This window comes from Marisediminicola sp. UYEF4 (genome assembly GCF_040546025.1).
Taxonomy (GTDB): Bacteria; Actinomycetota; Actinomycetes; order Actinomycetales; family Microbacteriaceae; genus Marisediminicola.
Genome location: NZ_JBEPNA010000005.1, coordinates 89,225 through 101,036 on the forward strand (window position 1 = coordinate 89,225; position 11,812 = coordinate 101,036).

Annotated in this window: 11 protein-coding genes; 9 read left to right on the forward strand and 2 right to left on the reverse strand. The window is 70.4% G+C overall.

The window, feature by feature from the left end; genetic code table 11:
• Positions 1 to 176: 176 nt before the first annotated feature.
• Both leuA and ABIB15_RS07235 read left to right on the forward strand, forming a co-directional pair.
• Positions 177 to 1,937 carry a 2-isopropylmalate synthase gene (gene leuA, locus ABIB15_RS07230; protein WP_354476446.1) on the forward strand — a complete coding sequence of 587 codons (1,761 nt, stop codon included), beginning with the start codon at positions 177 to 179 and terminating at the stop codon, positions 1,935 to 1,937.
• A gap of 27 nt (positions 1,938 to 1,964) precedes the next feature.
• The gene (locus tag ABIB15_RS07235) at positions 1,965 to 2,684 is read left to right on the forward strand and encodes a maleylpyruvate isomerase N-terminal domain-containing protein (protein ID WP_354476448.1); all 720 of its coding nucleotides are present in this window, start codon (positions 1,965 to 1,967) and stop codon (positions 2,682 to 2,684) included.
• A 16-nt stretch (positions 2,685 to 2,700) separates the two neighbouring features.
• Here ABIB15_RS07235 and ABIB15_RS07240 read toward each other — a convergent pair whose 3' ends face one another.
• Positions 2,701 to 3,372: a trimeric intracellular cation channel family protein gene (locus ABIB15_RS07240; RefSeq protein WP_354476450.1), complete on the reverse strand. Its 672-nt coding sequence runs from the start codon at positions 3,370 to 3,372 to the stop codon at positions 2,701 to 2,703.
• A gap of 73 nt (positions 3,373 to 3,445) precedes the next feature.
• On the reverse strand, positions 3,446 to 4,132 hold the full coding sequence (locus ABIB15_RS07245) for a trimeric intracellular cation channel family protein (RefSeq protein ID WP_354476452.1): 687 nt from the start codon (positions 4,130 to 4,132) through the stop codon (positions 3,446 to 3,448).
• A 126-nt stretch (positions 4,133 to 4,258) separates the two neighbouring features.
• Here ABIB15_RS07245 and ABIB15_RS07250 point away from each other — a divergent pair, with 126 nt between their 5' ends.
• The 7 genes from ABIB15_RS07250 to ABIB15_RS07280 are packed head-to-tail and all read left to right on the forward strand — an operon-like array spanning position 4,259 to position 11,688.
• On the forward strand, positions 4,259 to 4,960 hold the full coding sequence (locus ABIB15_RS07250) for an NUDIX hydrolase (RefSeq protein ID WP_354476454.1): 702 nt from the start codon (positions 4,259 to 4,261) through the stop codon (positions 4,958 to 4,960).
• 16 nt (positions 4,961 to 4,976) lie between these two features.
• Entirely contained in the window at positions 4,977 to 6,254 is a 1,278-nt protein-coding gene (gene nadA, locus ABIB15_RS07255) for a quinolinate synthase NadA (RefSeq protein ID WP_354476456.1), read from the forward strand.
• A gap of 2 nt (positions 6,255 to 6,256) precedes the next feature.
• Positions 6,257 to 7,909: an L-aspartate oxidase gene (gene nadB / locus ABIB15_RS07260; protein ID WP_354476457.1), complete on the forward strand. Its 1,653-nt coding sequence runs from the start codon at positions 6,257 to 6,259 to the stop codon at positions 7,907 to 7,909.
• The gene (gene nadC / locus ABIB15_RS07265; protein WP_354476459.1) at positions 7,903 to 8,832 is read left to right on the forward strand and encodes a carboxylating nicotinate-nucleotide diphosphorylase; all 930 of its coding nucleotides are present in this window, start codon (positions 7,903 to 7,905) and stop codon (positions 8,830 to 8,832) included. Before nadB ends, nadC begins: the two co-directional genes overlap by 7 nt.
• Entirely contained in the window at positions 8,829 to 9,980 is a 1,152-nt protein-coding gene (locus ABIB15_RS07270; RefSeq protein WP_354476461.1) for a cysteine desulfurase family protein, read from the forward strand. Before nadC ends, ABIB15_RS07270 begins: the two co-directional genes overlap by 4 nt.
• A 47-nt stretch (positions 9,981 to 10,027) precedes the next feature.
• Complete coding sequence (recO, locus tag ABIB15_RS07275) at positions 10,028 to 10,894, forward strand: DNA repair protein RecO (protein WP_354476463.1); 867 nt, start codon at positions 10,028 to 10,030, stop codon at positions 10,892 to 10,894.
• The gene (locus ABIB15_RS07280; RefSeq protein ID WP_354476465.1) at positions 10,891 to 11,688 is read left to right on the forward strand and encodes an isoprenyl transferase; all 798 of its coding nucleotides are present in this window, start codon (positions 10,891 to 10,893) and stop codon (positions 11,686 to 11,688) included. The genes recO and ABIB15_RS07280 overlap by 4 nt, the downstream gene beginning before the upstream one ends.
• Positions 11,689 to 11,812: the final 124 nt, after the last annotated feature.

An 11,812-nucleotide genomic window follows, 5' to 3' on the forward strand; every position in this document is an offset into this window, starting at 1 on the left:
TTCATGGCGGGTGGGCGCGCACGGCCTGGCGGGTAGTGAGTCCGCCCCGGAACGGTGGTAATCTAAGCGTGTGTTCGGTCTGCTCCTTCTTAGCTGCCGCGACGAGTCCTAAAAGGCCTCCCTCGTCGCGGAGTTCGCCTATGGCTGACCATCACTAGCGAAGAGGAACCGAGACCGTGAAGAACACCCAGAAGCCGTCGGCAATGCCGATCCACAAGTATCGTCCGTACCACGAGACGTTCAGCGTCGACCTGCCCGACCGCACCTGGCCGAGCAAGCGCATCACCCAGGCGCCGCGATGGTGCGCTGTCGACCTGCGCGACGGCAATCAGGCACTCATCGACCCGATGAGCCCCGAGCGTAAGCGGATCATGTTCGACCTGCTCGTGCGCATGGGCTACAAGGAGATCGAGGTCGGGTTCCCGAGCGCGAGCCAGACCGACTTCGACTTCGTCCGCAGCCTCATCGACGACGACCTGATCCCCGACGACGTGACGATCCAGGTGCTCACCCAGGCCCGCGAGTCGCTCATCAACCGCACCTACGAGTCGATCGCCGGAGCCAGGAAGGCGATCGTTCACCTGTACAACTCGACGAGCGTGCTGCAGCGTGACGTCGTCTTCCGCACCGACAAGCAGGGCATCATCGACATCGCGCTCGAGGGCGCCCGGCTGTGCAAGGTTGCCGAGAAGACCATCCCCGAGACCGAGGTCTACTACGAGTACTCGCCCGAGAGCTATACCGGCACCGAACTCGAGTTCGCCCTCGAAGTCTGCAACAAGGTCATCGAGGTCTTCGAGCCGACGCCCGAGCGCAAGGTCATCATCAACCTGCCCGCAACGGTCGAGATGGCGACCCCCAATGTCTACGCGGACTCGATCGAGTGGATGTCGCGCCGCCTGGCCCACCGCGAGAACGTGCTGCTGAGCCTGCATCCGCACAACGATCGAGGCACCGCCGTCGCCGCGGCCGAGCTCGGCTATCTCGCCGGAGCCGATCGCATCGAGGGATGCCTGTTCGGAAACGGGGAGCGCACCGGCAACGTCGACCTGGTCGCCCTCGGCATCAACCTGTTCACCGAGGGCATCGACCCGCAGATCGACTTCAGCAACCTCGACGAGGTCAAGCGCACCGCCGAGTACTGCAACCAGCTGCCGGTGCATGAGCGCAGCCCCTGGGCCGGGGACCTCGTCTACACGGCCTTCAGCGGATCGCACCAGGACGCCATCAAGAAGGGCTTCGAGGCCATGGCCGCCGACGCCGCGGCACAGGGCAAGTCCGTGGACGAGCTGCAGTGGGCCGTGCCGTACCTGCCGATCGACCCGAAGGACCTCGGCCGCAGCTACGAGGCGGTCATCCGGGTCAACTCCCAGTCGGGCAAGGGCGGCGTGGCCTACCTGCTCAAGACCGACCACGCCCTCGACCTGCCGCGCAAGCTGCAGATCGAGTTCAGCCATGTCGTGCAGGCGATGACGGATGCCGAGGGAGGCGAAGTTACGAGCGACCAGATCTGGGCGATCTTCCAGGACGAGTACCTCCCGTCGGTGGTCGCCGACCAGAAGTGGGGGCAGTTCGAGATCACCCGCACAAGCACCGCGAGCGATATGACCGGTGTCGTGTCGCTGCACACGGAGCTGAGGGTCGGCGCGGCGCAGGTTGCGACCGACGCGACCGGCAACGGCCCCGTCGACGCGTTCCTCAAGGTGCTCCACGGACAGGGCATCGACGTCAAGGTCTATGACTACGTCGAGCATGCGCTGAGCTCCGGCGGCGACGCGCTCGCCGCCTCCTACGTGGAGTGTGCCGTCGGCGATACGACGCTGTGGGGTGTCGGCATCGACGCGGATATCTCCACCGCGTCGCTCAAGGCCGTCGTCTCCGCCGTCAATCGTGCGGTGCGAGAGGAGTCCGGACACCGCGAGCTGGCGAGCGTCTGACGGTGCTGCTCGCGCGAGCGTCCACCCATGGATGCGATGAGGGAGTTGGTGGCAGTCAGCGCGGCGTTCGAGCGCGATCTGGCTGACGCCGACCCGACCGGGCCCCTCGCCGACGCGGACTGGACGGTCTCCGATCTCCCCGCGTGCCTCGGCGAGGTGTACCGGTGGGCCGCGCGCTGCATCATCGAGGGCGTCCGCCCGCCGCGCACGAGCGTGCCCGAGATCGCCAGCTCGCCGCTCGACTGGTACCGGGAGTTCCGGCGCGTGCTCCTCGACACCCTCGACAGTTCCGATCCGGACGCGACCTGCTACACGTTCAGCAGGTCGGACACATCTGTGCGATTCTGGCACCGCCGGCAACTGCACGAGACCGTGGTGCACCTGTGGGACCTTCGCAGTGCGATCGATTCGGCCGCGCCCGCCCCGGCCGAGGCATCCGCAGAGGTCTGCGCCGACGGCATCGACGAGTTCCTCGGCGTCTTCGTGGGCCGATCGGGCATCGAGGCCCGGCCCGATCTCGGCGGGGTGCTGCTCCTTGAGGCGACGGATGCCGACCGCTCCTGGGCACTCGGACCGGACTGGGCGCTGCTGCCGGCGCGTCCGAGACCCGACGCGGCGCTCACCGCCACCGCCGCAGACCTGATCGTGGCCGTCTGGAACCGGCGGACCGCCGCGCCAGCGGGCGCGGTCACCTCGTCCGGCGACGGGCGTGTCGTCGAGCGTTTCCGACGCGCTCCTGTGCGCTGAGCCCGCCGACCTTCACTCAGCGTGCCCGGCCGAGTCGCGGGATGCGCGGCAGTCTCTCGATGCGGCGTTGCTCGGGCAGGCTCCATTTGAAGAACACCGCCAGCACCCGGATGCCGAAGGTCAGTACCACGCCCGCGACCGCGGCGATCGAGATATCGACACCGAACTGGACGAGGACGACGAGGGTGCCCGCTCCGCCGACCGCCGCCACGGCATAGAGCGAGCCCACGTGCATCAGCGCGATCGGCAGATTGAGCAGCATGTCGCGCAGGATGGAACCGCCGACGGCGGCGAGCACCCCCACGAACACTGCCGGTGCGGGCGGAATGCCGAGCGCGAGCGCCTTGGTAGTTCCGATCGCGCCGAAGAGGCCGATCGTGAGCGCGTCGAGGCCCGTGATGAGCGGGTTCAGCCGGGAGAAGATCCGCTCGAGCAGCATCCCGAGCAGGGCGGCGCCGGTGGCGACGATCACGTACCAGTTGCTGCGCAGCGGGGCGAGGTCGACCGAGAGCAGGATGTCGCGCAGCAGACCGCCGCCGAAGCCGGTCGCGATACCGATGATCGCGACCCCGAGCAGGTCGAGCCGACGGTCCTTGAACTGGGCCGCGAACATCGCGCCTTGCAGCGCGCCGATGCCGACTGCGAGGAGGTCAGCCCAGAGGGGGATGACGAAGAGGGCACCGGACACTGGACCATTCTGCCCGCTCCGCCCGCTCCCCGCGCCCCGGCCGGGCGCCGGGTGGACGGATGCCGCGCCGCGGTCAGGCGGATGTGCTGTCGGAGCCCCGGCGCAGCCGCGATGGGCGGGGAAGGTGCTCGAGACGGCGCTGCTCCGGAACCCGGAGGCCGAAGGCGACACCGAGTACGCGCGCAACGAAGGTGACCACGACGCAGGTGATTGCGGCGGGAAGGATCGCGACGCCGAGGGTCGTCATCGTGACCAGGGTCGTCGTGCCGAGGATCGCGGCCGCGGCGTTGAGCGGGCCAACCCGCAGAAGCTCGACGGGGGAGCCCACGAGAACGTCCCGCAGGATCGACCCGCCGACGGCGGTGAGCACGCCGAGCAGCGCGGCCGGCACTGCCGGCACGCCGAACGCGAGTCCCTTCGTCGCGCCGATCGCCGCGAAGAGGCCGAGGTTGAGGGCGTCGACCACGGTGAAGACCGTGTTGAGTTTGGTGAACAGGCGCTCGAGCAGCATCCCGAGCAACGACGCCGCGACGGCGACGCTCAAGTACCAGTTGCTCTGGAAGGTCGCGACCGGCACCGACAGCACGAGGTCGCGCAGCACGCCGCCGCCGAGCCCGGTGCAGACGCCGATGATCGCGATGCCGAGCAGATCGAGATGGTGGTCCTTGAAGCGCGCAGCGAACAGGGCGCCCATGAGTGCACCGACCCCCACGGCCAGCAGCTCGGACCACAGGGGAATGTCGAAGATCGCGTCGTCCATCGCACCATTGTGTGGGATCGGCGCGCGACCCGTGTGCTGACGCGAGCCGAACACTGGTTTGGGTGTTCGTGACACTAAGTGCTATCCTGTTCAAGTCCACGTGACATTAACTAGGCGGGGAGCAGGATGAGCGAGACAGTCCAGGTGCAGGGCGTCGGCGTCGCCGTGTCCACCGTGATCGTCGCGCTGCGCCAGCATCCGGTCTCCGGCGCTGTCGGCCTCTGGCTGCCGCTCGTGCGCCGAATCCGCGAACCTTGGCAGGGCCGCTGGGCACTGCCCGGCGGGATGGTCCACCTGACCGAGGGCCTCGAGCTGGCCGCACGCCGCAACCTGCTGGAGACGACCGCGCTCGAGCCCACCTACCTCGAACAGCTCTACGCGTTCGGCGAGGCCGACCGGTCGCCGGACGGCCGCATCGTCTCGATCGTCTACTGGGCCCTCGTGCGCGCCGACGAGGCCAGCCGCGCCACCGTGGATGAGAACGTGCAGTGGTTCCCCGCGGACGACCTGCCCGAGCTCGCCTTCGACCACAACCTGATCGTCGACTACGCGCTGTGGCGCCTGCGCACCAAGGTCGAGTACGGCCGCATCGCCCACGCATTCCTCGGGGAGACCTTCACCCTGTCCGAGCTCCGCGAGGTGCACGAAACCGTGCTGCGCAGGCCGCTCGATCCCGCGAACTTCCGCCGGCAGATCGAGTCGAGCGGCGCGATCGTCCCGACGGAGCAGGTCGTCACGGGTGGCCGCCATCGGCCGCCGCGCCTCTACCGGTTCAACACCGCCGTCGACCTCGTCGACAACGGCCCCCTCACCCCCATCCGCCTTTGATCCCCAAGGAGTCACGGTGACCTCCGTCGACACGACAATCCAGCTCATCAGCGCCGGTGCGCCCGGCACCACCTGCAGCCCCGACCTCGCCGCGGGGCCGTGGGAGATCGACCTCGAACCGAACCCCGGGTACGGCCCTGGCTCGTCGATGGGCGACATCATCCCCACCGGCGCCCCGCGACAGGGGCAGCTGCCCGCCGAGTACCGCGACGCCCCGAACATCGAGCTCGAGGCGCGGATCGTCGCGGCCAAACAGACGCTCGGCGACCGCGCCGTGATCCTCGGCCACTTCTACCAGCGCGACGAGGTCGTTGCCCACGCCGATTTCGTGGGTGACTCGTTCCAGCTCGCCAACGCGGCGCAGACGGTACCCAACGCCGAGGCAATCGTCTTCTGCGGCGTGCACTTCATGGCCGAGACCGCTGACATCCTCGCCCGCCCCGACCAGGCGGTCATTTTGCCCAACCTCGCCGCCGGGTGCTCGATGGCCGACATGGCCGACATCGACTCGGTCACCGAGTGCTGGGAGGCCCTCGAGGACCTCTACGGCACCGAGCCGGACGAGGACGGCCGCGTGCCCGTCATCCCCGTCACCTACATGAACTCCTCCGCCGCGCTCAAGGGGTTCTGCGGGGAGCACGGCGGCATCGTCTGCACCTCGTCGAACGCCACCACCGTGCTCGAGTGGGCGTTCGAGCGGGGCCAGCGCGTGCTGTTCTTCCCCGACCAGCACCTCGGCCGCAACACCGCGAAGGCCATGGGCGTGCCGCTCGAGCGAATGCCGATGTGGAACCCGCGCAAGGACCTCGGCGGCAACGACGCCCAGGCGATGCGAGACGCACGCGTGATCCTCTGGCACGGCTTCTGCTCCGTGCACAAGCGGTTCACCGTCGACCAGATCGACAGGGCCAGGGCTGAGTTCCCCGGTGTGCGCGTCATCGTGCACCCCGAGTGCCCGATGCCCGTGGTGGATGCGGCCGACGAGGCCGGTTCCACCGACTACATCCGAAAGGCCATCGCGGCGGCGACCGAGCCGACCGTCTTCGCGATCGGCACGGAGGTCAACATGGTGAACCGGCTCGCGGCCGAGTACCCGCAGCACACGATTTTCTGCCTCGACCCGGTCATCTGCCCCTGCTCGACGATGTACCGCATCCACCCCGGCTACCTCGCGTGGGTCCTCGAGGGACTGGTGCGCGGCGCGGTCATCAACCGCATCGAGGTTCCGGCCGATGTCGCCGAGCCAGCGCGGGTCGCGCTCGAGCGGATGCTTGCCGTGAGGCCGGGGGTGTAGCGATGAACGACGTCGTCGTGGTCGGCAGCGGTATCGCCGGACTCATCATCGCCCTCCAGGCGAGCCGGACCCACCGGGTCAGCCTCGTCACCAAGACCGAGCTGGCCGAGAGCAACACCCGCTACGCGCAGGGCGGCATCGCCGCGGTGATGTTCGACGACGACAGCGTCGCCGCGCACATCCAGGACACTCTCGCCGCTGGTGCCGGCCTCGGCGACCCCGCCATCGTCGAGATCCTCTGCGCCGAGGGCCCCGGACGCATTCGCGACCTCATCGCCCTCGGCGTCGAGTTCGACCGCGACGGGCCCGAACTCGCGCGTGGGCTGGAGGCGGCGCACTCGAGCGCGCGCGTCCTGCACGCCGGAGGGGATGCGACGGGCGCTGTCATCGAGGCGGCCCTCGTCGCCGCCGTGCGCCGCTCCGCGATCCGGGTCAACGAGCACACCTTCCTCGCCGAGCTCGTTGTCGGCGGCGGGCGTGTGCGCGGTGCCGAGGTGCTCGACCCGGCGGGCCGTATGCGCGTGATCGGCGCCGACGCCGTCGTGCTCGCGAGTGGAGGTGCGGGCCAGCTCTACCGGCACACCACCAACCCCGCGATCGCCACCGGCGACGGGGCCGCCGCCGCACTCCGGGCGGGCGCGGTGCTCAGCGACGTCGAGTTCTACCAGTTCCACCCGACGGCACTCGCGGCACCCGGAAACTTCCTCGTCTCCGAGGCGGTGCGGGGAGAGGGCGCCGTGCTGCTGGATGCGCGCGGCCACCGCTTCATGCTCGACCAGCACGAGGGCGCCGAACTCGCCCCGCGCGACATCGTCGCCCGCGGCATCGCGACGCAGATGGCGCGGCAGGGCGGCGACCCGGTGCTGCTCGATGCAACCTCCCTCGGCTCGGCGTTCCTCGCCGAGCGCTTCCCGAGCATCGATGCCGCCTGCCGGCGGCTGGGCCTCCACTGGAGCGAACGGCCGATCCCGGTGACTCCCGCCGCCCACTACTGGATGGGTGGCGTGGCCACCGACGAGTGGGGGCGCACCTCGCTGCCGGGGCTGTTCGCCGTCGGGGAGGTGTCGAGCACCGGCGTGCACGGCGCCAACCGGCTCGCCTCCAACTCGCTGCTCGAGTCGCTCGTCTTCGCCTGGCGCGCCGCGTCGAGGCTCGACGACTCCGGCTGGCCCGCGGCGGCCGGGACCGCGCCGACGGAGGCCCCCCGGCTGACGCTCGACGAGGCGGCCTGGCCCGCGGCGGCCGCCCAGTCCGCCCAAGCTGACGCCGTCCGGCACGCGGCGCCATCCGGGCATCCGCTACCGCAGGACGGGCGGGGACAGGCCGTCAGCCGGGACGCACTGCGCGACCTCGCCTGGTCGCGGATCGGACTGTACCGGGACGCAGAGGGACTCGGCGCCGCCGCCGAGATCCTCGCGTCGTGGCGTGCCCCCGGCAGTTCGGTTGCCGAGCGGGAGACCCGGAACCTTCTCGACCTCGCCCGGCTGATGGCATCCGCGGCGCTGGCCCGCGAGGAGTCCCGCGGCGCGCACTTCCGCACCGACCACCCCGAGGTCTCCGCCCGGTTCGAGCGCCACCTCGGCTGGGCCGCACGGCCCGCCGTCTCCCGCATCCACAGCCCCGCCGGGGCAGAAGAGAGCGTCATCGCATGCTGACCCCCCAAGCCATCGACGCGGTCGTTCGCGGCGCCCTCGCCGAAGACGCCCCGTGGGGCGACATCACCTCCGAGCTGCTCATCCCCGCGGAGGCGCAGGCGACGGCGCGGCTCGTCGCGCGCGAGGCCGGCGTGTTCAGCGGGGGGCAGGTGTTCGTGGCGACGATGCTGACGGTGGATGCCGCCGTGACGGTAGGCCTCGCCGTGGCCGATGGAGCGCGCTTCGCCCCGGGCGACACTCTCGCGACGGTGAGCGGGTCCGCCCGGTCGGTGCTGCGCGGCGAGCGCGTCGCGCTCAATCTCGTACAACGGATGAGTGGGATCGCGACAGAGACGACCAGGTACGTCGCCGAGGTTGCCGGGACCGGCGCCCGCATCGTCGACACCCGCAAGACGACCCCGGGGCTTCGCGCCCTCGAACGGCACGCGGTGCGCTGCGGCGGCGGCCACAACCACCGGTTCTCCCTCTCCGATGCCGTGCTCGCGAAGGACAACCACCTCGCGGTGCTCGCCTCCCGCGGCGCCGGGGTGACCGAGGCGCTCCTCGGCCTGCGAGCGCGGCTCTCGCACACGACCCATCTCGAGGTCGAGGTCGACGACGCGTCGCAGATCGAGCCGGTGCTCGCCGGAGGAGTCGACACGATCATGCTCGACAACTTCGCGTTGGACGCCCTGCGCGCCGGCGTCGTCCAGGTGGCGGGACGAGCGCTCGTCGAGGCGAGCGGCAATGTGTCCCTCGCAACCGTGCGGGCGATCGCCGAGACGGGCGTCGACGTGATCTCTGTGGGCGCGCTCACCCACAGCGTGCGGGCGCTCGACCTGGGGCTCGACATCGCTCTCGAGCTGCCCGCTGACCCCGCCCTCCACCCGGAGCCCTCGGCCGTCGCATCCGTCAGGCGGGAGAGCTACAGGGCGCTCCCGTGATCTACCTCGACAACGCCGCAACGTCGCCCGTGCGGCGTGCCGTGCTCGAGCGAATGTGGCCCTACCTGACGGAGGAGTTCGGCAACCCGTCGAGCACCCACGAGTACGGGCGGCAGGCCGCGCTCGCGCTCACGCACGCCCGCGAGCGGGTCGCCCGGGTGTTCGGCTGCCGTCCCGCTGAAGTCGTCTTCACCTCCGGCGGCACCGAGGCCGACAACCTCGCGATTATCGGCGTGGCTCTCGCCGCCCCGCGCGGCCGTCACATCGTCACGACGCCCATCGAGCACGAGGCCGTGATCGAGTCGTGTGGCTACCTTCAGCGGCAGCACCGGTTCGACGTGACCCTCGTCGATGTCGATGCCGATGGGCTCGTCGACGCCGACGAGCTCGGCCGGGCGCTGCGCCCCGACACGACCCTCGTCTCGGTCATGTACGCCAACAATGAGGTGGGCACGGTGCAGCCGATCCGCCGTATTGCGCAGCTCGCGAGGGCGTCCGGTGCGCGCATGCACACGGACGCCGTGCAGGCGGCAGGCTGGCTGCCGCTCGACGTCGGCGCGCTCGGAGTCGATGCCCTCGCGATCTCCGGCCACAAGCTCGGCGCCCCCAAGGGCATCGGCGCTCTCTACTTGCGGCGGGGGATGCCGGTGGAGGCCACGTTGCACGGTGGCGGGCAGGAGCGCGGGCGGCGTTCCGGAACCGAGAACGTGGCCGGTGCGGTCGGCCTCGCCGAGGCGCTCGAGCTCGCAGAGGCTGCCCGACCCCGGTCCGCCGACCGGATCGCCGAGCTGCGGGACGCCTTCATCGACCGTGTGCTCGCCGAGGTTCCCGGCGCCCGCCTGACCGGGCACCGTCGCCTCCGACTGCCGGCGAACGCGTCGTTCTGCTTCCCCGGCACGAGCGGGGAAGCGGTGCTCCTCGACCTCGAGCGCCGTGGCATAATCTGCTCGAGCGGTTCTGCCTGCGCCGCGGGCCGCGACGAGCCGTCGCACGTGCTCGTCGCGATGGGCATGGGTGCCGAGCTGGCCCAGACCGCCGTCCGTTTCACCCTCTCCGAGACCACGACCGCCGACGAACTGGCGACAACGGTCGTCGCCCTGACCGACTCGGTGGCCGGACTGTCCGGGCATCCGTCCGCCGCGTCCTGACGGCCCGGCGCCTGCACCCCACCCGCCCGCGGGGGGATACTTGTCAGATGCCCCTCTACCGTGACGAAGCCGTCGTGCTGCGCACCCACAAGCTGGGTGAGGCCGACCGCATCGTCACGATGCTGAGCCGCAACCACGGCAAGATCCGGGCGGTGGCGAAGGGCGTGCGACGCACCGCATCGAAGTTCGGCGCGCGGCTCGAGCCGTTCATGGTCGTCGACGTGCAGCTGTACGAGGGACGCAGCCTCGACATCATCACCCAGGCCGAGTCGCTCGGCTCCTACGGCGCCGAGATCGTGGGTGACTACGCGACCTACACCGCGGCGAGCGCGATGGTCGAGACAGCCGACAAGATCACCGCGGAGGACGGCGGCCTGCAGCAGTACCTGCTGCTCGTCGGGGCGCTTCGCTCGCTGTCCCGGCATGAGCACGGCGCGAGCCTCACCCTCGACTCGTACCTGCTGCGGGCGCTGAGCGTCGCGGGTTGGGCCCCGAGCTTCTCCGACTGCGCCATGACCGGCGCCCCCGGGCCGCACTCCGCCTTCGTCGTCCAGCTCGGCGGCGTCGTCGCCGACGAGGTCGCCCCGCCCGGCACGCCCCGGCTCGCCCCGGCGACGCTCTCGCTGTTGTCCGCGCTGTTGACGGGAGACTGGGCCGAGGCCGACGCCTCCGACGACCGCGCCCGCTCGCACGCGAGCGGTGTTGTCGCCGCGTACACGCAGTTCCATCTCGAGCGGTCCCTGCGGTCGCTCGAACACGTCGACCGCCGTCCGTCGTCGCAGGGGCGGCCCAGGGCCGCGTACAGGGGCGAGGCATCCTCGTCACGCGGGCAAACCGGGGCCACCATCGCGGGCGAGGCATCCTCGTCACGCGGGCCAACCGGGGCCACCTACGCCGAGGAGGCATCCGGATGACCGCCGTGACCCACCCCGATGCCGTGCCGTTCAAGCCACTCGACTGGACGGGCTCCTACCCGCCCGCAGTTGGGAAGGCCGCGGTGCCGGAGCACGTCGCGATCGTCATGGACGGCAACGGCCGGTGGGCCAACGGCAGGGGCCTCACCCGGGTCGAAGGGCACAAGGCCGGGGAGGCGGCGCTGCTCGACGTGGTCGCCGGCGCGATCCAGATCGGGGTCAAGCACCTCTCCGTCTATGCGTTCTCGACAGAGAACTGGAAGCGGTCACCCGACGAGGTGCGCTTCCTGATGGGCTTCAACCGCTCGGTACTGCACCGCCGCCGCGACCAGCTCAACGACTGGGGAGTTCGGGTGCGTTGGGCGGGGCGGCGGCCCAGGCTCTGGGCATCCGTCATCAACGAGCTGCAGTTCGCCGAGCGTCTCACGGCGGGCAATTCGACTCTGACCCTCACGATGTGTGTGAACTACGGCGGACGCACCGAAATTGCGGATGCCGTGCGTGCCCTCGCCGAGGAGGTGGCCGCGGGGAGGCTCAAGCCGTCCGGGATCAGCGAAAAGTCGATCCAGCGGCACCTGTACGCGCCGGACTTGCCCGATGTCGACCTGTTCGTGCGCAGCTCGGGGGAGCAGCGCACAAGCAACTTCATGCTCTGGCAGAGCGCCTACGCCGAGATGGTCTTCCTCGACACCCTCTGGCCGGACTTCACCCGCGCCGACCTGTGGCGCGCGATCGAGCTGTACGCCTCGCGAAACCGCCGCTTCGGCGGGGCCGTCGACGCCCCCGCGCCCTGACCCCGTGTCCCCCCGGCCCTCGTCTGCTCCGCGTCCGCCCGGCGTCGGCGCCCGCGTCGCCCGGCGTCGGAAACTCAGGAGACGGTGCGGCTATTGCGGCCGTAGGTGATCGTGGGGTCGACGA

Coding starts and splice junctions, on each gene's coding strand:
- ABIB15_RS07235 (WP_354476448.1), top strand. CDS start 1,965: ATGGATGCGATGAGGGAGTTGGTGGCAGTCAGCGCGGCGTTCGAGCGC.
- ABIB15_RS07245 (WP_354476452.1), bottom strand. CDS start 4,132: ATGGACGACGCGATCTTCGACATTCCCCTGTGGTCCGAGCTGCTGGCC.
- ABIB15_RS07250 (WP_354476454.1), top strand. CDS start 4,259: ATGAGCGAGACAGTCCAGGTGCAGGGCGTCGGCGTCGCCGTGTCCACC.
- nadB (WP_354476457.1), top strand. CDS start 6,257: ATGAACGACGTCGTCGTGGTCGGCAGCGGTATCGCCGGACTCATCATC.
- nadC (WP_354476459.1), top strand. CDS start 7,903: ATGCTGACCCCCCAAGCCATCGACGCGGTCGTTCGCGGCGCCCTCGCC.
- recO (WP_354476463.1), top strand. CDS start 10,028: ATGCCCCTCTACCGTGACGAAGCCGTCGTGCTGCGCACCCACAAGCTG.
- ABIB15_RS07280 (WP_354476465.1), top strand. CDS start 10,891: ATGACCGCCGTGACCCACCCCGATGCCGTGCCGTTCAAGCCACTCGAC.